The 21,441-nt window shown below is 65.0% G+C and carries 23 protein-coding genes and 1 pseudogene; 8 read left to right on the top strand and 16 right to left on the bottom strand.

Features of this window, described 5'->3' with window-relative positions; translation table 11 throughout:
* Positions 1 to 7: 7 nt before the first annotated feature.
* Positions 8 to 1,018: an ornithine cyclodeaminase family protein gene (locus B6S44_RS01160; RefSeq protein ID WP_129154974.1), complete on the bottom strand. Its 1,011-nt coding sequence runs from the start codon at positions 1,016 to 1,018 to the stop codon at positions 8 to 10.
* A 667-nt stretch (positions 1,019 to 1,685) separates the two neighbouring features.
* Here B6S44_RS01160 and B6S44_RS01155 point away from each other — a divergent pair.
* Together B6S44_RS01155 and B6S44_RS01150 are read left to right on the top strand one after the other, a co-directional pair.
* On the top strand, positions 1,686 to 2,318 hold the full coding sequence (locus B6S44_RS01155; RefSeq protein WP_129154973.1) for a VOC family protein: 633 nt from the start codon (positions 1,686 to 1,688) through the stop codon (positions 2,316 to 2,318).
* Positions 2,319 to 2,548: 230 nt separating this feature from the next.
* Positions 2,549 to 3,928: an FAD-containing oxidoreductase gene (locus B6S44_RS01150; RefSeq protein WP_129154972.1), complete on the top strand. Its 1,380-nt coding sequence runs from the start codon at positions 2,549 to 2,551 to the stop codon at positions 3,926 to 3,928.
* 99 nt (positions 3,929 to 4,027) lie between these two features.
* Here B6S44_RS01150 and dhaK read toward each other — a convergent pair whose 3' ends face one another.
* The 12 genes from dhaK to B6S44_RS01090 form a co-directional block, all read right to left on the bottom strand.
* Positions 4,028 to 5,014, bottom strand: coding sequence for a dihydroxyacetone kinase subunit DhaK (gene dhaK, locus B6S44_RS01145; protein ID WP_129154971.1), 987 nt, complete (start codon positions 5,012 to 5,014; stop codon positions 4,028 to 4,030).
* Positions 5,011 to 5,466 carry a hypothetical protein gene (locus B6S44_RS01140; RefSeq protein WP_129154970.1) on the bottom strand — a complete coding sequence of 152 codons (456 nt, stop codon included), beginning with the start codon at positions 5,464 to 5,466 and terminating at the stop codon, positions 5,011 to 5,013. Before B6S44_RS01140 ends, dhaK begins: the two co-directional genes overlap by 4 nt.
* Positions 5,463 to 7,067 (bottom strand): phosphoenolpyruvate--protein phosphotransferase, encoded by a 1,605-nt coding sequence (locus B6S44_RS01135; protein ID WP_129154969.1) that lies wholly within the window; start codon positions 7,065 to 7,067, stop codon positions 5,463 to 5,465. The genes B6S44_RS01140 and B6S44_RS01135 overlap by 4 nt, the downstream gene beginning before the upstream one ends.
* Before the next feature lie 6 nt (positions 7,068 to 7,073).
* The gene (locus B6S44_RS01130) at positions 7,074 to 7,352 is read right to left on the bottom strand and encodes an HPr family phosphocarrier protein (RefSeq protein ID WP_129154968.1); all 279 of its coding nucleotides are present in this window, start codon (positions 7,350 to 7,352) and stop codon (positions 7,074 to 7,076) included.
* Positions 7,353 to 7,390: 38 nt separating this feature from the next.
* Positions 7,391 to 7,789, bottom strand: coding sequence for a dihydroxyacetone kinase phosphoryl donor subunit DhaM (gene dhaM / locus B6S44_RS01125; protein ID WP_129154967.1), 399 nt, complete (start codon positions 7,787 to 7,789; stop codon positions 7,391 to 7,393).
* 3 nt (positions 7,790 to 7,792) lie between these two features.
* Positions 7,793 to 8,395, bottom strand: coding sequence for a dihydroxyacetone kinase subunit DhaL (gene dhaL / locus B6S44_RS01120; protein WP_129154966.1), 603 nt, complete (start codon positions 8,393 to 8,395; stop codon positions 7,793 to 7,795).
* Positions 8,396 to 8,398: 3 nt separating this feature from the next.
* Positions 8,399 to 9,412, bottom strand: a complete 1,014-nt coding sequence (locus tag B6S44_RS01115; protein WP_129154965.1) for an ABC transporter ATP-binding protein — start codon at positions 9,410 to 9,412, stop codon at positions 8,399 to 8,401.
* A complete protein-coding gene (locus tag B6S44_RS01110) occupies positions 9,405 to 10,526 on the bottom strand; it encodes an ABC transporter ATP-binding protein (protein ID WP_129154964.1) in 1,122 nt (373 codons plus the stop codon). The genes B6S44_RS01115 and B6S44_RS01110 overlap by 8 nt, the downstream gene beginning before the upstream one ends.
* A gap of 3 nt (positions 10,527 to 10,529) precedes the next feature.
* Positions 10,530 to 10,754 (bottom strand): hypothetical protein, encoded by a 225-nt coding sequence (locus B6S44_RS01105; RefSeq protein WP_129154963.1) that lies wholly within the window; start codon positions 10,752 to 10,754, stop codon positions 10,530 to 10,532.
* Positions 10,751 to 11,719, bottom strand: coding sequence for a carbohydrate ABC transporter permease (locus B6S44_RS01100; RefSeq protein ID WP_129154962.1), 969 nt, complete (start codon positions 11,717 to 11,719; stop codon positions 10,751 to 10,753). Before B6S44_RS01100 ends, B6S44_RS01105 begins: the two co-directional genes overlap by 4 nt.
* Entirely contained in the window at positions 11,716 to 12,636 is a 921-nt protein-coding gene (locus B6S44_RS01095; RefSeq protein WP_129155542.1) for a carbohydrate ABC transporter permease, read from the bottom strand. The genes B6S44_RS01100 and B6S44_RS01095 overlap by 4 nt, the downstream gene beginning before the upstream one ends.
* Positions 12,637 to 12,771: 135 nt before the next feature.
* A complete protein-coding gene (locus B6S44_RS01090) occupies positions 12,772 to 14,079 on the bottom strand; it encodes an ABC transporter substrate-binding protein (protein ID WP_465246082.1) in 1,308 nt (435 codons plus the stop codon).
* A gap of 786 nt (positions 14,080 to 14,865) precedes the next feature.
* On the opposite strand from B6S44_RS01090, the gene B6S44_RS01085 reads away from it, so the two are divergent.
* Both B6S44_RS01085 and B6S44_RS01080 read left to right on the top strand, forming a co-directional pair.
* Positions 14,866 to 15,084, top strand: coding sequence for an MBL fold metallo-hydrolase (locus B6S44_RS01085; protein ID WP_129154960.1), 219 nt, complete (start codon positions 14,866 to 14,868; stop codon positions 15,082 to 15,084).
* Positions 15,085 to 15,322: 238 nt separating this feature from the next.
* Positions 15,323 to 15,487 (top strand): annotated as a pseudogene (locus B6S44_RS01080) (JAB domain-containing protein); the annotation flags it as partial.
* A gap of 14 nt (positions 15,488 to 15,501) precedes the next feature.
* Here the strand turns inward: B6S44_RS01080 and B6S44_RS01075 are convergent.
* Entirely contained in the window at positions 15,502 to 16,395 is an 894-nt protein-coding gene (locus tag B6S44_RS01075) for a LysR family transcriptional regulator (protein ID WP_129154959.1), read from the bottom strand.
* 91 nt (positions 16,396 to 16,486) lie between these two features.
* On the opposite strand from B6S44_RS01075, the gene B6S44_RS01070 reads away from it, so the two are divergent.
* Complete coding sequence (locus tag B6S44_RS01070) at positions 16,487 to 16,945, top strand: DUF3237 domain-containing protein (RefSeq protein WP_129154958.1); 459 nt, start codon at positions 16,487 to 16,489, stop codon at positions 16,943 to 16,945.
* Positions 16,946 to 17,129: 184 nt separating this feature from the next.
* On the opposite strand, the gene B6S44_RS01065 is transcribed toward B6S44_RS01070, so the two are convergent.
* Both B6S44_RS01065 and B6S44_RS29765 read right to left on the bottom strand, forming a co-directional pair.
* Complete coding sequence (locus B6S44_RS01065; protein ID WP_129154957.1) at positions 17,130 to 18,137, bottom strand: saccharopine dehydrogenase NADP-binding domain-containing protein; 1,008 nt, start codon at positions 18,135 to 18,137, stop codon at positions 17,130 to 17,132.
* Positions 18,130 to 18,774 (bottom strand): saccharopine dehydrogenase family protein, encoded by a 645-nt coding sequence (locus tag B6S44_RS29765; RefSeq protein ID WP_248309384.1) that lies wholly within the window; start codon positions 18,772 to 18,774, stop codon positions 18,130 to 18,132. Before B6S44_RS29765 ends, B6S44_RS01065 begins: the two co-directional genes overlap by 8 nt.
* Before the next feature lie 113 nt (positions 18,775 to 18,887).
* Between B6S44_RS29765 and B6S44_RS29760 the strand changes: the two genes are divergently transcribed.
* The 3 genes from B6S44_RS29760 (at position 18,888) to B6S44_RS01050 (ending at position 21,412) form a co-directional block, all read left to right on the top strand.
* Positions 18,888 to 19,217 carry a hypothetical protein gene (locus B6S44_RS29760; RefSeq protein WP_248309383.1) on the top strand — a complete coding sequence of 110 codons (330 nt, stop codon included), beginning with the start codon at positions 18,888 to 18,890 and terminating at the stop codon, positions 19,215 to 19,217.
* 52 nt (positions 19,218 to 19,269) lie between these two features.
* A complete protein-coding gene (locus B6S44_RS01055; protein ID WP_129154956.1) occupies positions 19,270 to 19,890 on the top strand; it encodes a TetR/AcrR family transcriptional regulator in 621 nt (206 codons plus the stop codon).
* Between the two features lie 106 nt (positions 19,891 to 19,996).
* A complete protein-coding gene (locus B6S44_RS01050; protein WP_129154955.1) occupies positions 19,997 to 21,412 on the top strand; it encodes a circularly permuted type 2 ATP-grasp protein in 1,416 nt (471 codons plus the stop codon).
* The last annotated feature ends 29 nt before the right edge of the window (positions 21,413 to 21,441 follow it).

The raw sequence follows: 21,441 nt of genomic DNA, 5'->3' as shown, positions 1-21,441 counted from the left end.
TCCGGGCTCACGCGTAGCGCAGCCGCTGGCCGAGCCCCAGCGTCCTGGCCTTTTCCAGCATGAAATGGCCGAGCGCGATGTCCGAAAGCGAAAGGCCGCGATGCCAGAACAGAATGGTCTCGTCATCGCTCTCGCGGCCAGGCTTCAGGCCGGCAACGATCTCGCCCATCTCGGCATGGAGCGTCGCCTCCGAGAGCTTGCCTGCCTCGACATGGGCGCGCAGCGAGCCGAAAGGGCCGCCCTTGCACTGGCCCCAGTCGTCGACGACGAGCTTGTCCATGATATCGGTGAGCGACAATTCGACCGCGCTCATCGTGCCATAGGGCACGACGAAGGCGCCGGGCTTGATCCACTGCGTCTTCAGCATCGGCTCTGGGGCATTCAGCCGCGAGGCCTCGACGACGATGTCGGCGTCTTCGACGCAGGAGCGCCAGTCCTCCGTGACGACGATGCGCTTGCCGAGATCGGCCGAAAGGCGCGCGCCGAAAGCGTCCCTGCTTTCAGGGCGCCGGGAATGGACGCGGATTTCGTCGAAATCAAACAGGGAATCGAGCAGGCGCACGTTCCAGTAGGCCGTGCCGCGCGCGCCGACATGGCCGAGCACCTTCGAGCCCTTGCGGGCGAGATATTTCGCGCCGATCGCTGTGATGGCACCGGTGCGCATATCGGTGAGGTGGCTACCGTCGACGATCGCGGTCGGCACGCCTGTTAGCGGGTCCATCAGCAGGAGCAGCCCCATCTCCGAGGGCAGGCCCTGCTTGTAGTTATCGACGAAGTCGCCGATCACCTTGACTCCGGCGCGATTGATCGGCGCGCGGAAGGCCCCGCGCAGCACGTTGAAATGGCCGTTGGCGCCGGCCTTCGGCATCAGATGCACGCGCGGTTCGATCTCCGTCTGCCTCTGCCCCTGTGCGGCAAGACCCGCCTCCACGGCGGCAATGATCTCCGCGTCGGTCAGAGCCAACGCCTCAACATCGAGCGCATTCAGGAAGTCGATGTGGAGCGGGGGATGGGGCATGCCTTTACCTCAGCACAACCCACCGCAACCGTCCAATCTTGGCTGGGATCGTCCCTCATGCGGAGACGACAAAAGCGCGGAATCTGGTCGCTCGGCATGGCTGAAAATGGGATCACTTCGGAGCCACTTGCGTTGGTCATCTAATCAACGCTTCCGCATCAGATCGTCGGCAGCCACCTATCCAATCGGCGATTCACGTCCAGCTTCGGGAAGCGCCCCAATGTCAGCATATGACGCATTCCACCCAGGCGCGCGACGGCACGCTTGTGGCCCAAAGGGGACCTCCGGAAGGACTGCTTTCTGGCAAGGGGAAGAATGGTGCCGCGGAGGGCGTCCCTCAACCCAACTCGGACATTCGGGAGTGACGCCTGGCTTCGGTGCGTCGCCTGGAGCCTGCTTTTGAAGCAAGCCAACCCTCGGCCGGTATGGTAGATTCACGTTGGCTCAAGCACGGTCGCCAGGAGGGGGTCGATGCCAACGCATCCAGCCAAGGCTGCGTGCAGAGACCGCCACCAAAGCCGCTCAATCTAGCTCGTAACTGCTGCCGCCGCTGCAGGGCCGGCGGCTGACTAGGCAGCTGGCCGCTGATTAATGGCAAAGATCCTGTGACGTGAAAGGGCCTGAACGACCCGCCGCTCTCAAGGCACCCAAACCCAAGGAGTTCGACATGAGCGATACTCAGGTGCGCAGCGAGACTGCAGACAATACCCAGGGAATCCAGATGGCCGACCTTAAGCTTGAGGTCGTCAGCATCCCTGTTTCGGATGTCGATCGCGCCAAGCACTTTTACAGCGACTTGGGATGGAGACTCGACGCCGACATTGCAGGCGACAACTTTCGGGTCATTCAGTTCACGCCTCCAGGCTCGCCCGCGTCGGTCATCTTCGGCATGGGAAACACGGTGGCGCCCTATTTCATCGTGTCCGACATCGAGGCGACGCGCGCCGCGCTCGCCGCGCGCGGTGCCGAAGTGAGCGAGGTGTACCACTATGGCGAGGATGGAGGCCGTCGCAGCGGACCGGAGCCTACGCGACGCAGCTACGCCTCATGGGCCTCGTTCAAGGATCCGGACGGCAACAACTGGCTGATCCAGGAGATCACCCACCGTCTGCCCGGACGCGTGGACGCGGGCGATACGACGTTCGCCTCATCTAATGACCTCGCAGCCACGCTTCGGCGCGCCGCGGCCGCGCATGGCGAACACGAGAAGCGGAACGGCGGGCAACACGATGAGAACTGGCCGGATTGGTACGCCGAGTACATCGTCCGGGAGCAGGCCGGCAAGCAACTGCCGTCATAACGAGCGGCTGCGAGGTCGTCGTCATTGGCCGCGTCTCGATGAGTTGCGCCGCACAGGCCCAACGGTTCCACGTCGACGACGACGATATCGACTCGTGAGCGTTGATGCGTTCGCTCATCGATGCGCACTCAACGTTTATAAAGCGCGCTCACGCTCTGAATCTTGACGAAATCCAGTCGCGCCGTTGACGCGGGATACCCGGCGCTGCGCTCATCGTGGAGCCCTTTGCCATGACACAATTCTTCGACGCCATCGTCATCGGGGCCGGGCAGGCCGGCCCCCCTCTCGCCGGACGGCTGACTGCTGCCGGGATGAAGGTCGCGCTCGTCGAGCGCAAACTGTTTGGCGGAACCTGCGTCAATACCGGCTGCATGCCGACCAAGACGCTGATCGCCAGCGCCTATGCCGCCCACTTGGCCCGGCGGGGCGCCGAGTATGGGATCGCCATCGAGAGTCCGATCAAGATCGACATGCCGCGGATCAAGGCCCGAGCCGATACGGTCTCGACCAATGCCCGCACCGGTGTCGAGACATGGCTGCGGGGCATGGCCGGGCTGACAGTCATCGAAGGGCATGCCCGGTTCGAAGGTCCGGATGTCGTCCGGATTGGTGATAGCCTGCTGAAGGCGCCGCGCATCTTCATCAATGTCGGCGGCCGCGCCAGCGTGCCCGCCCTGCCAGGCGTTGACTCGGTCGCGTACCTGACCAACACCTCGATCCTCAAGCTCGACACCGTCCCGAGGCACCTTGTCGTCGTCGGCGGCAGCTATATCGGGCTCGAATTCGCCCAGATGTACCGGCGTTTCGGCGCGGAGGTCACGATCATCGAGAAGGGGCCGCGGCTAATCGCCCGCGAGGACGAGGACGTCTCCGAGGCCGTACGGGAGATTCTCGTCGACGAGGGGATCGTCGTGCGCACCGACGCCACCTGCATCGCGTTAAAGACTCATGTGGACGGCGTGGCGGTCGGTATCGACTGCATCTCCGGGGAGCCTGCGGCGGTGGGCTCGCACATCCTGCTGGCGGTGGGGCGCCACCCCAACACGGATGATCTCGGCCTCGACAAGGCAGGAGTCGCGGTGGATGCCCGAGGCTACATTGGGGTGGATGACAGCTTGGCCACCAATGTTCCCGGCGTCTGGGCGCTGGGGGACTGCAATGGCCGCGGAGCCTTTACCCACACCTCCTACAACGACTACGAGATCGTCGCCGCCAATCTTCTTGATCGTGGAAATCACCGGGTGAGCGACCGGATTGCCGCCTACGCGCTCTATGTCGATCCGCCGCTCGGGCGCGTCGGCCTGTCGGAGACGGAAGCGATGCGCATAGGCCGCAAGCTACTGGTATCCAAACGCTCGATGACGCGGGTTGGACGTGCGATCGAGAAGGGTGAGACCAAGGGCTTCATAAAGGTGGTCGCCGACGCAGAGACAAAGAAAATTCTGGGGGCAGCCATCCTGGGAGTGAGCGGCGACGAGGCGATCCACGGTATCCTGGACATGATGAATGCCGGTGCACCCTATCCCGTGCTGCAATGGGCGGTTCCGATCCATCCGACCGTCTCGGAACTGATCCCGACCGTTCTAGGAGACCTGAAGCCCACCACTTAAGCCGTTGACGGGCCAGAACCGCCCTCCCCGGTTCCGGTAAGCGCCAAAAGCAGGCATTGGGCCCCGCGCCGATAGCCGACATTCAAAAGTTGCGGATGCCTACCCCCATCGTAGCGCTGCCGTATGGACCGGTGCGTCCCAGAGCTCGGTCAGGCTGTCGTCCAACACCGTGACCGTCAACGAACAGCCCGCCATGTCGAGCGAGGTGACATAGGATCCCACCAACCCGCGCACAACGGCGAGGCCCCGCCCTGCCATCACGCGTTTTGCGGCATTGGCCATCAGGTAGAGCTCCATGGCGGGCGTGCCGCCGAAGCCGTTGACCAGCAGCAGGCAGGGCGTGCCGCTCAGCAACGACAGGTCGTCGAGGATCGCGCCCATCATCTCGTCTGCGATGGCGTCGGCGGATGCGAGTTTCACGCGTCTCCGACCCGGCTCGCCATGGATGCCGACGCCCATTTCCATCTCGTCCTCACTGAGGGTGAAGGTCGGCTTGCCGGCCGCAGGCACGGTGCAGGAGGTGAGCGCCACGCCCATCGAGCGGGTGCGACGGTTGACCTCGTCGCCCAGGGACTTCAGGGCGCCGAGCTCGCGGCCTTGCTCGGCGGCCGCGCCGACCATCTTCTCGACGATCAGCGTGCCTGCCACGCCGCGCCGACCGGTCGACCAGGTCGATTTGGGAACGGCGACGTCGTCATCGGTGATGACCGTCGCCACGGGCGTGTTGGCCATCTCGGCCGCCATCTCGAAATTCATCACGTCGCCCTCATAGTTTTTGACGATGAAGAGCGAGCCGGCAGCCGTGCCGACGGCGTTCACCGCCGCCAACATCTGGTCCGGCGTCGGCGAGGTGAAGACGTGGCCCGGACAGGCGGCATCGAGCATGCCGACGCCGACGAAGCCGGCATGCAGGGGCTCATGGCCGGAGCCGCCGCCCGAGATCAGCGCGACCTTGCCGGGTGTCAGCGCCTTGCGCCGAACGAATTTCTCGTCTTCGCCAAGGACGAGGATATCGCCATGGATGGCTGCGAGTCCCTGAAGGCTCTCCGACAGGATGCTGTCGACCGCGTTGACCAGCTTTTTCATGGGCCCCCTCCCCGCCTCTCAGAGTCTTCATCGTCATTGGTCGGAACCAGCGACACCAGGCCCCGCGCGACCCCCAGCACGATATGATCGGCGCGCGCGTTCAGGTCGGAACTGCCGAAATCCGGCAGTTCGACCACCAGCCGCCGCATCGGCCGCGCGGTATCGACCTGCTCCAGGCGTCCTGGATGCGCGGCGCGATAAGCGTTCAGGAAGGCTTGCCGTTCCGGCGGCGCGAAGTGGCAGACGTGGAAGATCGTCTCCAGATGCTGCACCGGCACGGGTGTGGCATAGGCGGGGCTGATGATTTGCGAAATGAAGCTGCGGTTTTTGCCCAGGGCTTCTGCCAGCCGCTGCCTCGTCCCGGAAGGACGATTCTCGATCACCGCGCGCAGGATCGCCTTATAGGCGGCCAGCGGCGATTGCTCGGTCGAGACGGTCTCGGGACTGCTCATGCGGCTTCGTCCGGCACGGAGAGATCGACGTCGCGGATGGCGTCCTTCGCGATTGCCAGCAGGCCGGGCGATACCGATACGACACGGATGCCTGCCCGCAGCAAGGCCTCGATCGCATGCGGATCGCCGCCGGCGTCGCCGCAGAGACTGACCTCGCGGCCGGTCTCGGCGCCATGGCGCGCGACATGGGAGATCATCGCGAGCACGCCTGGATGCAGGACGTCGCTATAGGCCGCGACCGCCAACCCGTCGCGCGCGGCAGCGGTGGCGTATTGCGTCAGATCATTTGAGCCAATCGAGAAGAAGGCGGCGTCGAAGCTCGCGATCGCCATCGCAGCTGCCGGGACCTCGACCATGATGCCGAGTGCCGGTACGGCATGCGGCATGTCTTCGGCTGCAAGATCCACAAGCACGGCGTCGAGCAGCGCTCGCGCCTGCTCCAGCTCCTGCGCCGTCGTGACCATGGGCAGCATGATCTTGAGCGGGCCGATGGCAGCCGCGCGCGCCAGAGCGCGCAACTGCACGCGGAAGATGTCGGGATGACGAAGTGACAGCCGGATGCCACGCAGCCCCAGGAAGGGATTGGTCTCGCCATCGAGCGTGTAGCCGGCAATAGGCTTGTCGCCGCCGGCATCGAGCGTGCGGATCGTCACCGGCCGGCCGGCCGCCCAGCGCAGCAGGCCGGCATAAGCCTCGAACTGGGCCATTTCGTCCCGGAGGGTCTGCTCGACGAGAAACTCCGTGCGGGTCAGGCCGATTCCATCGCAAGCCTCGGGCGGCAGACCAGCGACGTCGTCCAAGTCGGCGACATTGATCATCACAGCGATTGGGGTGCCGTCCCGGGTCACCGCAGGCTGCGACTTGCGCGCCTCCGCCTGTTCGCGCAGGCGACCGAGATCGTTCGCCTGTCGCCGTGCGCGCTCGATGCTCTCATGCGATGCGCCGGTCAGGACGAGACCCGCCACGCCATCGACGACGACGGTGCCGGATATGGCCTCCCATTCGGAGCCGATGCCGACCACCATCGGCACGCTTCGTCCGCGGGCCAGCATGGCGACATGGCTGGTCGGGCTGCCGGCTCCGAGCACGATGCCGCCGCCTCGGGACCAGTCGATACCGAGGAAGGCGGAGGGCGGCAGATCCTGCGCCAGGATGATGGCGCCGGGCGGCGCGCTCGTCAGTTCGGGCAAGTCGAAGAGCTGGCGCAGCACCCGGTCGCGAATATCGGCAATATCCGCGGCGCGGGCCCGGAAATAGGGATCGTCCGAGGCCTCGTAGCCCGCGATCTCGTCCACCATCGCCTGCCGCCAGGCCGTATCGGCCGCAGCGCCGCCTTCGATTGCGGCATAGGCGGCCTCCGTCAACGCATCATCATCGAGCAGCGCGACCTGGAAGCCGACGATATCGGCGGCCTCGCCATTGAGGCTTTCGGCCAGAGCTGCGACGGCCTCGAGAGACGCGGAGATCGCATCCGCCAGAGCCTGCCTCTCGCTCGCGACCGGGCCCTTCTCGCGCCGCATCTCGCCGACCGCGCGAAACATCACCGCCGGCCCGAATGCGAGCCCGGTCGATGCGGCGAGGCCGGACAGGCGCCGTTCCATCACGGCTCACTCCTCATCGAATTTGCGCGCGACGATATCGACCAGTGCGGTGATAGCGGCTGACGCATCCTCACCGCAGGCCTTGAAATGCAGCACCTCGCCCTGGGACGCCTTGACGCGCATGATCTTCACGGGGCTCTTGGCGTCGGTCCACGGACCGGCCGCGCTGGTCGCCACTTCGACACGGGACACGAAGCGCTTGGCAAGCTGAGTGAGCTTTACCGACGGCCGGGCATGGAGCCCGACCTTGTTGGTGAGCAGGGCACTGGCCGTCACCTCCTGCATTCCAACTATCCTCTCACTGCCTTCACTCGACATACCGTTCATGCCGAAATCAGTTCCTCTGCCGTCGCCTGCACCACCGCCAGGGGAGAGCCTCCCGAGGCTTCGGTCGCAGCCATCACGGCGCCTTCGACGATCGGTGCATTACAGATGACGAGGCGATCGCGCCGCTCCTCGGGCATCATTTCCACCGCCATCTCGCTGTTGGTCTCGGCCCCGCCGAGATCGACCAGGATGGCGACGCCCGCCTCCGACCACGCCCTGTCGATGGCCGCCATGATGGCGGCGACATCCGTGCCCAAGCCGCCCTCGGCATTGCCCCCGGTCGAGGCGAGCGGGACATTGTCGCCGACCATCTGGCGAACCATGTCGGCGGCGCCCTCGGCGACCTTGGCCGAATGCGACACGATCACGATGCCGACATTCCTGTGAGCTGGCATGGTTCAGGCTCCGATGGCGTTGCAGATTGCCGTGGCGAGCAGCGCGGACGAGCGCGCGCCGGGGTCCATGTGGCCGATTGACCGCTCGCCGAGAAACGACGCACGTCCGCGAATGGCCTTGAGCGGCACTGTCGCGGCGGCAGCCTCGTCGGCGACCGCGGGCAGGCGCGAAGGGAGATCGGCACCGCCGGCGGCAAGAGCGACCTGCAGGGGAGCCAGCACGTCGAGCATGGTCTTCTGCCCGAGATCGGACTTGCCCCGCGCCTTCACCGCCTCGATCGCCGCCGCCAGCGCCCGCGCCACATCCGCGATCGTCGGCTCCGGCGGAAGCTCCTTGCCGAGCGTCATGAACAAGGTGCCGTAGAGGGGGCCGGAGGCGCCGCCGACCTTCATGACCAGCGTCGTGCCGATCGTCTTCAGCGCGTCCGGCAAGGGCTTTGCGGTGATCGCGTCCGACTCCGCCAGCACGGCCTCGAAACCGCGCTTCATGTTCAGGCCGTGATCGCCGTCGCCAATGGCCTGGTCGAGCGTGGTGAGCTCCTCGGCATGCGCCACGACCGCCTCGGTCATGGCCGCGATCAGCTTCCGCTTGAGCGCCTCATCCATCGCTCACCTCACCCGCTGGCCGTCGGCGGCGAAGAACAGGGGCTTGCGCAGGGTCACGGCCACCTCGTCGCCGACGCCGAGCCCTTCGTCCGGATCGACCAGGCTGACGATCTGCTGCTGGTTCACGTCGATATGCAGGTGGTTCTGGTCGCCGAGCCGCTCGATCCAGTTCACCTTGCCCGTCACAGCGCCGTTGTTCGCCTTGGCGATGGCGAGGTGTTCTGTGCGCACGCCGATGGTGGCCGCGGCGGCCGGCGCCTCCAGAACGGGGAAGAGCGCGCGTGGCAGCAGGTTGATGCCAGGACTGCCGAGGCGGGTGGCGACATAGATGTTGGCCGGGTCCTCGTAGATGCTGCGCGGCGTGCCGATTTGCACGAGTCGGCCCTGATTGATCACGCCGATGCGCGAGGCCAGCGTCATCGCCTCGGTCTGGTCATGGGTGACGTAGAGCATCGTCGCGCCCAGGTCCTGCTGGATGTGCTTCAGCTCGATGCGCAGTTCCGATCGCAACTTGGCGTCGAGCGAGGAGAGCGGCTCGTCCATCAGGTAGACGGCCGGGCGGCGCACCAGCGCACGACCGATCGCGACGCGCTGCATCTGGCCGCCGGAGAGCTGCGTCGCGCGGTTGCCCAGCTTGTCCTCGATCCGCAGCAGCCGCGCCACCTCGCCCACGGCGCACTTGATCTCCTCCTCGGGCGTGCGCCGCGTCGGCGAGCGCAACGGGAAGGCGAGATTGTCGAAGACGCTCAGGTGCGGGTAGAGCGAATATTGCTGGAACACGAAGGTCACGTCGCGAGCAGCCGGCGGCAGGCCCGTGACATCCACCCCGCCGATGAAGACCCGGCCGTCATCGGGCGTCTCCAGGCCGGCGACGAGGCGCAAGGCAGTCGTCTTGCCCGCGCCCGTCGGCCCCAGCAGCACGATGAACTCGCCATCGGCGATGGTCAGCGAGAGATCGTCCACCGCCTTTACCGTGCCAAAGCGTTTCGAAACCTGCGTCAGTGCGATCTCAGCCATGGGCCCGCCTCACAGTGCTGGCCTCATGCAAGGCGGAGCGGATGACCTTGCCGGTCGCTGCATCGAACAACGAGAGCCGCTCCGGCTTGAAGGAGAGGCTGACCCGGTCTCCGGCGGCAGCTCGCAGATGGGCTGGCAGGCGCGCCTTGAGCGTGCCGCGTGGGGTGGTGACGGTCACGATCTGGGTCGTGCCAAGATACTCCGCGCCGAAGATTTCGCCGGTAAGAACCCCACCCTGCCGCCCGGGATCGCCGATGACGATCTGCTCCGGTCGAACCCCCAGCGCCAGCAGCCCGGGCGCGCGGGTCTCACGCAGTTCGGGCAGGGGAACGGCGGCAGCATCGATGGTGACCGAAGCCGTGCCCGCTACGGCTGTTCCCTCAAAATGAATGAAGTTCATCGCGGGCGAGCCGATGAAATCCCCGACAAACATCGAGTTCGGGTGGTCATAGATTTCCTGGGGCGAGCCGAGCTGTTCGATCACGCCGTCATTCATCACCGCGATCTTGTCGGCCATCGACATGGCTTCGAGCTGGTCATGGGTGACATAGACCGTCGTCGCCTTCAGCCGGTCGTGCAGCGCGCGCAGCTCGCCGCACATCAGATGGCGGAACTCGGCATCGAGGGCCCCCAATGGCTCGTCCATCATGAAGGCCTTCGGCTCGCGCACGATCGCCCGGCCCAGCGCGACCCGCTGCCGGTCACCGCCCGAGAGGCCAGAGACCGATTTGTCGAGGAGATGCTCTATCCGCAAGGTCTTCGCAGCGTCCTCGACCCGCCGCCTGGTTTCGGCCTTCGGCACTCCCATCGAGACCAGCGGGAAGCTGATGTTCCTGCGCACGTTCATGTGCGGGTAGAGCGCAAAGAGCTGGAACACCATGGCGATGTCGCGCTCGCGGGCGCGCTTGAAGGTGACGTCCTCGCCGCCGAGCCGGATCGAGCCCGAGCTCGGCAGCTCAAGGCCTGCGACCATGCGCAGGGTCGTGGTCTTGCCGCAGCCCGAGGGGCCGAGCAGGCAGAAGAAATCTCCGTCCTCGACCGTGAAGCTCGTATCCCGCACCGCCGTGAAGGATCCGAACCGTTTCACCAGATTATCGACCCGGATCTCGGCCATGGCTCACTCCGGGAATTTGGTGACGAAGGTGAACATGACGACGCCGATCAGCGTCGTGACGAAGGAATAGCCGTAGAGCGTCAGCGAGAAGGGCTGCAGCAGCATCAGCACGCCGGCCGCGATCAGCACCGTCGCCAGCGTCTCCATCGGCCCGCGTCGCAGCGCCCTGGGCCAGCGCGATCGAGGCGCGTCGTCCGGTTGCTGGGAATGGCTGGCATGCAGGCTCATTTGCGCACCGCCCCGAATGTGATGCCGCGCAGCAGGTGCTTGCGCAGGAGCACCGTGAAAACCAGGATCGGGATCAGGAACAACGTCGTACCGGCTGCCACCGCCGGCCAATCCTGGCCGCCCTCGCCGATGATGATCGGGATGAAGGGCGGGGCGGTCTGTGCGGTGCCGGAGGTGAGCAGCACGGCGAAGGCGTATTCATTCCAGGCGAAGATCAGGCAGAAGATCGCGGTCGCGACGATGCCGGTCGTGGCCTGTGGCAGAACGACCTTGCGGAAGGCCTGCAGCCGCGTATAGCCGTCGATCATCGCCGCTTCCTCGTACTCCCGGGGAATCTCGTCGATGAAGCCCTTGAGCAGCCAGACAGCGAGCGAAACATTGACCGAGGTGTAGAGCAGGATCATGCCGAGCCGCGTATCGGAGAGGCCGAGCTCGCGATACATCAGGAAGATCGGGATCGCGACGGCGATCGGCGGCATCATCCGCGTCGACAGGATGAAGAACAGCAGATCGTCCTTCAAGGGCACCTTGAAGCGCGAGAAGGCATAGGCCGCGCAAGTGCCCAAGCCCACCGAGAGCAAGGTCGAGCCGAAGGCGATGATCAGCGAATTGAGGAAGCGCGGCACATAGTTGGAGGGACCGACGACGACCATGCTGCGAGCGCGCGTGATCTCTTCGCAGGCCGAGTTTGCCGGCGGGAGCGAGGCGAGATAGTCGGCCGTCTGGCGCGAGCGCGTGTTGAAGAGATTGCAATAGCCTTCGATCGAGGGCTCGAAATGCACGAATGGCACGACCTTGGGCGGGTAGGAGATCGAGTCCGGTGGTGTCTTGATGCTGGTCAGGCCGATCCAGAGCAGCGGCACAAGCGCGACCAGCGCGTAGAGCGCCACAATCGCGCCGGCGAGCAGCTTGACCCGGCCGCTTGGGGCGACGACGGAATGGGCGGTAGAGAGGGCGCCGCTCATCGTGCCTTCACCTTGTTCAAGGCCTTCACATAGATGTTCGCCAGCCCGAACACGGCGACGAACAGGATGATCGCGAAGGCGGAGGAATAGCCGGTGCGCCAGGCCTCGAAGGCGGCGCGCTTGAGCGTGATCGAGGCAAGCTCGGTGGTTGAGCCCGGTCCGCCCGAGGTCAGCAGGTTGACCATGTCGAACATCTTGAAGTTCTCGATGCCGCGGAACAGCACCGCCAGCATGATGAAGGGCAGGCACATCGGCAGTGTGATCGAGATGAACTGGCGCCAGTTGCTGGCCCGATCGACCTCGGCCGCCTCGTAGATGTAGTCGGGGATCGAGCGCAGGCCGGCAAGGCAGATCAACATCACATAGGGCGTCCACATCCAGGTATCGACGATGATGATCGCCCAGGGGCTCAAGGTGACATCGCCCAGCATCTGGAATGACGATGGCGGAATCCCCGAGAAGAACGAGACCACATAGTTGAACAGGCCGATCTGCGGTTGGTACAGGAAGGTCCAGAAATTGCCGACCACGGCCGGCGACAGCATCATCGGGATCAGGATCAGCGTGGTCCAGAAGCCGTGGCCGCGGAACTTGCGATCGATCAGATAAGCCAGCGCGAAGCCGATGATGGTCTGCAGCAAGATCGTCCAGAACACGAAATGCGCCGTCGCCTGCATGCGCTGCCAGATTTCAGGATCCGACAGGATCGTCTGATAGTGATCGAGCCCGACATTGCGTAGCGGTGCATTGGGGCGATTGGCGCGGTAGTTGGTAAAGGAGAGCTGGATCGTCCAGATCAGCGGGAACAGGTTGATCGCGAGCAGGAGGATCATCGTCGGCGCGATGAAGAGCCAGGCGATGGCCTTATCGGAAAGACCCCGGACCTGATGGGCGATCGGGGGATGGGCTGCGCGCATCGCTGTCGCGCTCCTGATGCCGGTGATGTCGCTCGCATTCATGACTCAGCACCGTTCAAAGGCAAAGTCGGGGGCTGGCTGCGCCCCCCTTAGGAAAGGCGCAGCCTTTGGCTCAGCTCAGAGGGCGTCGCGGCGTCAGAACTTGCCGTCTTCCTTGAAGACCTTGGTCCAGTCCTGGATCAGCAGGTCGAGCGCCTGCTTGGCGGTGCCCTTGTCGGCCACGACATAGTCGTGGATGCGCGCCTGCTCCGCCTGCATCAGCTGCGCGTAGGAAGGTTCGGCCCAGAAATCGACGACCTGGCCCATGGCGACGAGGAAGTCAGCCGCGAAGGGCGCGGATTTGGCGAAACCGGGATCGTTCAGCACGCCCTTGTGGCAGGTGTAGCCGCCGAGTTCCCACCACTTCTTCTGCACGTCGAGCGAGGCGAACCATTTGATATAGGCGAGCGCCTCGGCCTGATTAGCCGAATAGGACACGACCGAAAGGCCCTGGCCGCCGAGCTGCGAGCCCTTCTCTTTTTCGGCCGGATTGACGAAGAAGCCGATCTTGTCGCCGCCGACATTCGGATCCTTATAGAGGCCGGGGAAGAAGGCGAACCAGTTCATCTGCAGGGCCGCCTGGCCGGATTTGAAGGCGTCGAGACCCTCCTGCATATAGGCGTTGGAGTAGCCCGGCGGGGTGCAGCATTTGTAGAGCGACTTGTAGAATTCGAGGCCCTTCACAGCGTCGTCGGAATTGACGAAGCCGGCCATGGCGTAGGGCTTCTTCGGGTCCTGATACTTGAAGCCGAAGGGATAGAGCGCGTTGGCGACGCCCATGGTGATGCCTTCCGAGCCGCGCTCGGTGAAGATCGCCGCGCCATAGACCTTCTTGCCGTCGACGTCGCGGCCCTGGAAAAACTCGGCGATCTGCTTCAGCTCGGTCTGCGTCTTGGGAGCGGCGAGATCGCGGTTGTACTTGGCCTTGAATTCGGCCTGCAGCGCGGGCTTGGCAAACCAGTCCTTGCGGTAGGTCCAGCCGAGCGCGTCGCCCATCGCCGGCAGCGCCCAGTAGTTCGGCGTGCCCTTGGGCCATTCGGCATAGCCGGCGACGGTCGCCGGCATGAAGTCGTCGATCTTGATGCCTTCCTTGGCGAAGAAGTCGTTCAGCTTCACATAATGCTTGTTCTCGGCCGAGCCGCCGATCCATTGCGAGTCGCCGATGATCAGGTCGCAGAGCTTGCCCTTCGAATTGAGCTCGTTGAGCATCCGGTCGGCGAAGTTCGGCCAGGGCACGAACTCGAACTTCATGGCGATACTGGTCTTGGCGGTGAAGTCCTTGGAGAGCTCGACCAGCGCATTGGCCGGATCCCAGGCCGCCCAGCACAAAGTCAGCGACTTGCCCTGCGCCTGAGCGGCGGAGGCAGCCAGCGCTGCGCTTCCGGCGATGGTCGCGGCAAGCATCCATGTCCTGATTGTGTTCATGTTTCCCTCCCTTGGCATGCCGTCACCAGCCGTCATTGGGGTGACGGGTGAACCTGAGCGACCGCGAAGGGCACAGCCGGACGAGGGGGCAAAGCCAGCGCGGGACGTTTCCTCACGCCGCCCCGGAACTAGCCGTCCGAGTTCAGCGATTTGTTTAGTGAACAGCTGATCACTAAACATGTCAAGCGACGAGGACGGCGGATAACATACCGCAATGCGGTGGCTTATGCCGCGGTGCAGAAGTTTAGCGAATCCTGAACATGGTCAGGTTGACGCCGCATCGCCCACAATGGGCTTCATGAAGCGGACGCAGGTTTATCCACAAATCCACGAAGCGGTCGATCGAGCGTGGAAAATGATCGGCCAGCACATGCCGTTCAAACGAACTCGTAGAAGAGCGCCTCGTGGCAGCCGAGCAAGGCCACGGCTCGCTCTTGCGAGGAAACCGCATCTGCCACCAGCATATGGACGTTCCAAACGGCTTTTGGTGGCCGAGCCCGGCCCACGCGGCGAAGCTGGTTGTCCGGAAGCGGACGTTGCCAGCGTCAGGAAAGGGCCAGGAGCGGCTGTTGCTCCGTGTGCGGTGAACCGGCCACGGCGCGCAGCGAGACCGGTGATGAGGCGTCGAACGGCGCGGCCTGCCCTCTTACGTACCTTCTGGACGGCATCCAGCGTGGGTTCGCTACGCTACTCGGCGCGCTCTCCCCAAGGCGCATCCAATCGTGCAGCAGGCCGCTGCACGATTGCTTGTCGTCAGGAGTTCTCGTGTCGTCCCCTGCCTACCTTGCGCTCGAAGAAGTCGTCATCCGCTACCGTGGCCAGGTCGGTGAAGGCACGCTCCGGAACTGGAGAGCGATGCGCATCGGCCCGTCCTTCATCAAAATCGGCAAGGCGGTCCTCTATCCCGTCAGCGAGCTCGATCGTTGGGACAAATCCAATCTGGTGACCTGCAGGCCCTCCCGATCCTTGTCATTGGCGGAGTAAGCCCGGCAGGGTGAACCGATCACTGCGGTTGGCCGCTCATGTCCTGAATAGTACGATATGACAAGAGTCACCATGCGAAATCCGTGTTCTTGCGGGACAACGAAGTATCATGAAAGCTATGACATGATCTCAGAGTATTCATCACAAACCATCAGGCGCTACCTGTACCAATTAACGATCCCTGTCGATTTCGATAATTGAGCAAGTTTTGAAAAACAATAAGATATAATCTTTGAGTATGCTGATCCACAACGACCCCTCGGGCGACTCGACGCCGTCAGGCGCCGACATGCGGATGACCCGCGAGCTGATCGATATCGCCAAGCCGCTCGGCACCGCCATCCACGACCACATCATCGTCGGCCGCGACGGCCATGCCAGCTTCAAGGGTCTGGGGCTGATCCGACCGATACGCCATTATCGCGAGGACAGCGCGCCGGCGCTCGCCGGCAACATCGCGCTTGCGCGTGCCTGCTCGCAAAGCCATGCGCAGAGATGTCGCGGCGCCTGGCGAGCGTCATCGGCGCGCACCAGTGCGAAATGCCATGCCGGGCCGCTCAGGACGCATGAGAACGGTGCGATCAGCCGGCCGTCGGTCAGAAGCGGTCGAAACAACGAGGGCGACAACAGCGCCACACCCGCGCCTGCCAATGCGGCATTGGCATCCAACTCATGCGTCGGGTAGTCGACTGCGACAAAGCGCAGACGCCCGGAAGCTCTGCATTGAGCTTCCTCAAACCAGCGCTGCCAGTCGGGGTGCGGCAGGAGTTCGAAATCGGCCAGTTCTCCGGGCTCCGACAGCATTCGCCCGCCGAGCAGCGAGGGCGCCAGCATCGGCGTTACTTCAACGGGAGCGAGCCGAAATTCCTCAAGCCCGCGCCAGCCGCCGCGGCCCGTCCTTATCGCAACGTCGAACGTGTGCGGATCGCGCATCTCCGACGAAACGTCGAGTTCGACCAGACCGGCGCCAGGTGCTGGGTAGCGCGCCAGCCGCGGCGCAAGCCAGCGCGATGCGAATGTCGGCGGCGCCGTAAGCCGGAGCGGAGGGATGGCGGACCGAAACTCGTCGACCGCCCCGGCGATCCCGGCCAACGCGTCGCGGATCCGCCCGGCCAGAACCGATGCGGCCGCCGTCGGGACCACCCGCCGACCGGCGCGCACGAAGAGTGCCTGATCGAGCTCGGCCTCCAGCGTGCGAATGCGCAGGCTGACCGCCGCGGGCGTCAGGAACAGGCGTTCGGCAGCGCGCGCGAAACTGCCGGCCGAGACGCATGCTTCCAAGACGCGCAGAGATTCCAGCGACGGTCTCATGATCAGTTTCTCTTGTGGTGACGACAAGCAAAGCGCGTTTTGAGGCGAAAGCACGCCTGTTTACGGTCGCCTGACACAGAGGAGACAGGCATTGTCCCTGCAATCGCGCCCATTGTTTACACTTTTGCTCTCGCTGCATCCAACGCTGGATCTGGGGCAGACGCCAGCCGGCGGTCGCCGCATTTTTGCTGTTTCAGGCGGCATCTTCGAAGGAGAGCGCCTGAAGGGATCAGTATCGCCGCTGATCGGCTCCGATCTCCTGCTCGCCCGCGCCGACGGGACATTTCAACAGGACGTCAGACTCCTTCTTGTCGCCGACGACGGGGGCCTGATTCTGATGACCTATCGTGGCATCAGGCGAGCCTCGCGTGCCGTCGACGAGCGTCTGGCCCGCGGCGAGGCGGTCGACGCCTCCGAATACTATCTTCGCACGACACCCTCTTTCGAAACCTCCGCACCAAGGCATGCCTGGCTCAACGGCATCGTCGCCGTCGCCAAGGGAGGCCGCTGTCCGGGCGGCGTCGAATACGAGGTTTTTGAGGTTCTCTGATGCGGCAACCACGCGCGTGGGCCTTGCGAGCGGGCCTGATCTGACGCCCTGGCGCAGACGCGCTACGGACGTCATGGTCGGCCTTGAGCCGACCATCTCAGGCCGATTGAGGCTCCGGATGGCGCCGTCTCGTCCTGAGATTCTCGGGTCGGCGCTTCGCTCCGCCCGAGAATGACGCAATTGATCACACCTCCCGCAGCACGATGCCGAAACCAGCGAGCCGCCGCATCAGATGGCCGGTCTCGACCAGCGTCTCCGGCAGATGCAACCCCGCTGTCGGCCGTTCCTTGCCGGCAAGCCCGAACAGGCCCTCGATCACCACGGCGATGCCCTTGGCGCTGAGCGCGGCATAGCCATCCGGATCGACCAGCTCCCAGCGGAAGCGGCCCTGGCGGCCGTCGCGGCGCTTGCCAGCGATCTCGATGATCACCTCATGCGAGGGCTTCTCGCCGCGCAAGGTGCTCGCCGTTTGCCCCTCGGCGAAGTCGACGCGGACGCTTCCCGCCTTGCTCGCCGACAGGCTGAAGACATCGACCAGACCAACGGTCGCGCCCTGATGCGTGCGGCCATCGACACCGGTAAAGCTGCGCTGCGTCTGCGGCGCCGAGATCCAGCGCCACAGTCCCTCGGACTTGACCAGCGGCGCCGGACCGATCGCGCCGATGCGGTCCATGTCCTGCTGCGAGGCTGCGCCCAGCGGATCGGCAGGATCGAAGACGAGGCCGACCTCGATCGCATCGATGCGCTCGAACTCACCCGCGGCATGCAGCGCCGCGAGCGCCGGCACCGCCCCCATGCTGTGCCCGAGCAGCACGACCGGCGCTGCTTCGGGCTGACGGATGAATCCGGCGATCGCCGGCCCGACCTCGAAGACGCCATCAGACAGCGCGATATAGGCCGCACCCTGCGCCGCCGCCCAGCTCTGCGTGCGCAGCGAGAGGTCACGCACCGCCATCAGCACGACCGCGGGCTTGAGGTCGGCCGGCAGGCCGAGATCGTCGCGATCGAGATCAAGCGGCTCGGTGCTGGCATGGCCGAGTTCCGCGGCCAGCGCCTGCGCCTTGGCCACGTCGCGGCCAGCAATCACCAGCGGCAGCTCGGGATGGAGCTGGCGCAAGGCGCGCGCCGTACGCGAGCCGACGCTGCCATAGCCGCCCAGAATGAGGACGGGCCCGAAAGCGGGATCAGCCATTGGCCTCGGCCTCCGTGAAGACCGCGCCGAATTCCTTCATCCGCCCGACGTAATAGGCCGGGTCGATGACCCCATCAGGGAAGTAGAGGCCAGGCTTCAGCGCCTCGCCACCGGCGAGCCCGAGCGCGCGTTCGGTTGCAAGTGCAACGCCGAGTGCCGTCAGCGGCGCCTGCCCCTGCGGATGCACGACCTCGTAGCTGCGCGTGGCGCGTTCGCCGGAGTGCAGCACGCCCTCGATCGAAATCACGCTCTCGGTCGAGAATGGTTCGCCGCGCCGGCGGCTGGCCGAGACATCGAAAGCAAGGTCGAAGCGGATATTCTTCGCATCGGTCACGGTGGCGAGGCTGAGGATATCGAGCGGGCCGTAGGCGGTTGCCGCAAGCTCGACGCCGTCGACACTGCGATAGCGCGCCTTGGCCTCATCGCCCGCGATCCAGGCAAAGCGGCCGCCCTTCAGCGTCAACGTCGCCGAGCCCGACTGCGTGATGCGCTCATAATCGGCCAGCGCCGCCTGCCCGCCCATGTCCTCCTCGTCGAGCAGCACGCCGACATGGATCGTCTCGACGGCCCGGAACGCCTTGGCGTAGTCCAGCGTCGGAAACAGTGCCGCGCCGGCGAGCCACTGGCTCGCGAGCACGACCGGTGCTGCTTGCGGCGCATGGATGAAGCCGGCGGCTTCGATACCGATCTCGAAGGCGCCGCTGGAGACGCTGAGATGCGGGATGCCTGACGCTGGGCGAAGCGCAGCGCATGGCTCCAGTCGTCCTTGACGAAGACGATGACGGCGCTGAAGCGCGCCTCTTGCGGCAGCCCGAGATCGGGTCTGGAGAGGTCGGCGGCAAGCGCCTCGACGCCGAGCTTGCCGGCGACTGCCTGCGCCTTGGCGAGGTCGCGACCGGCGATCGTCACCGGCAGGCTGGGATGCAGGCGGCGGATCGCTGCTGCTGCCTGTGCGCCGACGACGCCGGAGCCGCCGATGACGAGGACGGGATGTTCTATGCTGGGCATCTGATAGTCTCCTGGCCGAGGTCGGCCACTGAAGGGCTAGCATTCCTTCTAATAGTAAGTTACTTTAAGTAGGAATGCGTTTTCCCTTTTGTCAAGCGGCCTTCGCCGGGAAACTTGAATCGACATGCCACCCACTTTCGCCGCCGCATCAGCCCGCAAGCTGCCGAAGCAGGAGCGCCGTGAGCAATTGCTCGACTGCGCTCAGGTGATGGTGCGCGAGGAAGGCACCGAGGCCCTGACGCTGGCGCGCGTCGCCGAGCGCGCCGGCGTCACCAAGCCGGTCGCCTATGATCATTTCGGCACCCGCGAGGTGCTGATGATCGCGCTCTTCCGGCGCATCGACGACAAGCAGACGGCCCTGCTCGTCGATACGCTCAAGGCGACGGACGGACGGCTGGGCGCGATCGCCGCGACGATCGCCGCAGCCTATATGAGCTGCGCCCTCGAGGTCGGGACCGAGTGGTACGCGCTCTCGGCGGCGCTGAAGGGCAGCGAGGCGATGGAAGCCGTGCAGCGCGAGCTCGTCGCCCGCTATGTCGGGATCTGGCGCGGTGCCCTCACCCCGCACGCGGCCCAACTGCCGGCGGACGAGCTGAGCCTGCGCTGCACCGCCATCCTCGGCGCGGCCGAGGCGATCTCACTCGAATTATTGCGCGGCCATATCGACGAAGGGCGGGCCGCCGCGACGCTGGCGACGCTGATCACGGCAACGATCCGCGCGCCGATCTCGACGGCGGCGAGCTGACCCTGCCCAAGAAACAGGCAAGCCTAGCCAAAGTGCTTGGCAACAGACCTCTTTCCGAAGGCGAGCGAATGCGCATAGGCTACCTGAAATAGGGGAAGACGCCTGCATGGTCGCATTCGATGAGATGACGGGTGGAGAAGGCGGCCTGCGGGCGGCCTATGGCGAGCTGGACCGCTGGCTGAAGGAGGCGCCGCCCGAGATGCTGGCGCTGCGGCGCTCGCAGGCCGAGCTGTTCTTCCGCCGCATCGGCATCACCTTCGCCGTCTATGGCGACGAGGAATCGACCGAGCGCCTGATCCCCTTCGACATCATCCCGCGCGTGCTGACCAAGCCGGAATGGACCAAGCTGGAGAAGGGCCTGCGCCAGCGCGTCACCGCGCTCAACATGTTCCTGGCCGATGTCTACGGGCCGAAGGAATGCCTCAAGGCCGGGATCATCCCGCCGGACCTGGTCTATCGCAACGCCTGCTACCAGATGCAGATGGTCGATTTCCAGGTGCCGCACGGCATCTACTGCCATATCGCCGGCATCGACATCGTCCGCGTCGATGCCGACACTTTCTACGTGCTGGAAGATAATGCCCGCACGCCCTCCGGCGTCTCCTACATGATGGAGAACCGCGAGGTGATGCTGCGGCTCTTCCCCGAGCTTTTCGCCACCCATCGCGTCGCCCCGGTCGACAACTATCCCGACCAGCTGCTGGCGACATTGCGCTCCGTCGCGCCGCGCACCGCCTCTTCCGACCCGACGATCTGCCTGTTGACGCCCGGCCAGTACAATTCGGCCTTCTACGAGCACTCGTTCCTGGCCGACAAGCTCGGCGTCGAGCTGGTCGAGGGCTCGGACCTGCTGGTCAAGGACGACGTCGTCTACATGCGCACGACGCAAGGTCCCAAGCGCGTCGACGTGATCTACCGGCGCATCGACGACGACTTCATCGATCCGCTGGTCTTCCGCAGCGATTCCGTGCTCGGCGTGCCCGGCATCATCGGCGCCTACAAGGCCGGCAACGTCACGCTGGCCAACGCGGTCGGCACCGGCGTCTCCGACGACAAGGCGGTCTACAGCTACATGCCGGAGATTGTGAAGTTCTTCACCGGCGAGGAGCCGATCCTGAAGAACGTGCCGACCTATCGCTGCCGCGAGCGCGAGGCCAACGCCTATGTCCTCGACAATCTCGACAAGCTCGTCGTCAAGGAGGTCAACGGCTCCGGCGGCTATGGCATGCTGGTCGGCCCGCATGCCAGCAAGCAGCAGATCGACACCTTCCGCAAGAAGCTGAAGGCGCAGCCCGAGGGCTTCATCGCCCAGCCGACGCTGGCGCTCTCGACCTGTCCGACCTTCGTCGCCTCCGGCGTGGCGCCGCGCCATGTCGACCTGCGGCCCTACGTGCTCTCGGGAGCCAACGGCATCTCCTGCGTGCCGGGCGGGCTGACCCGCGTGGCGCTCAAGGAAGGCTCGCTCGTGGTCAATTCCAGCCAGGGTGGCGGCACCAAGGACACCTGGGTTCTCGATGCATGAGCGAGCGGGAGCGCCTTCGATCCAGCCCC

Source organism: Allobosea sp. Tri-44 (genome assembly GCF_004123845.1).
In the GTDB taxonomy this organism is placed as follows: domain Bacteria; phylum Pseudomonadota; class Alphaproteobacteria; order Rhizobiales; family Beijerinckiaceae; genus Allobosea.
This window is presented reverse-complemented; position numbering and strand designations above follow the sequence as displayed.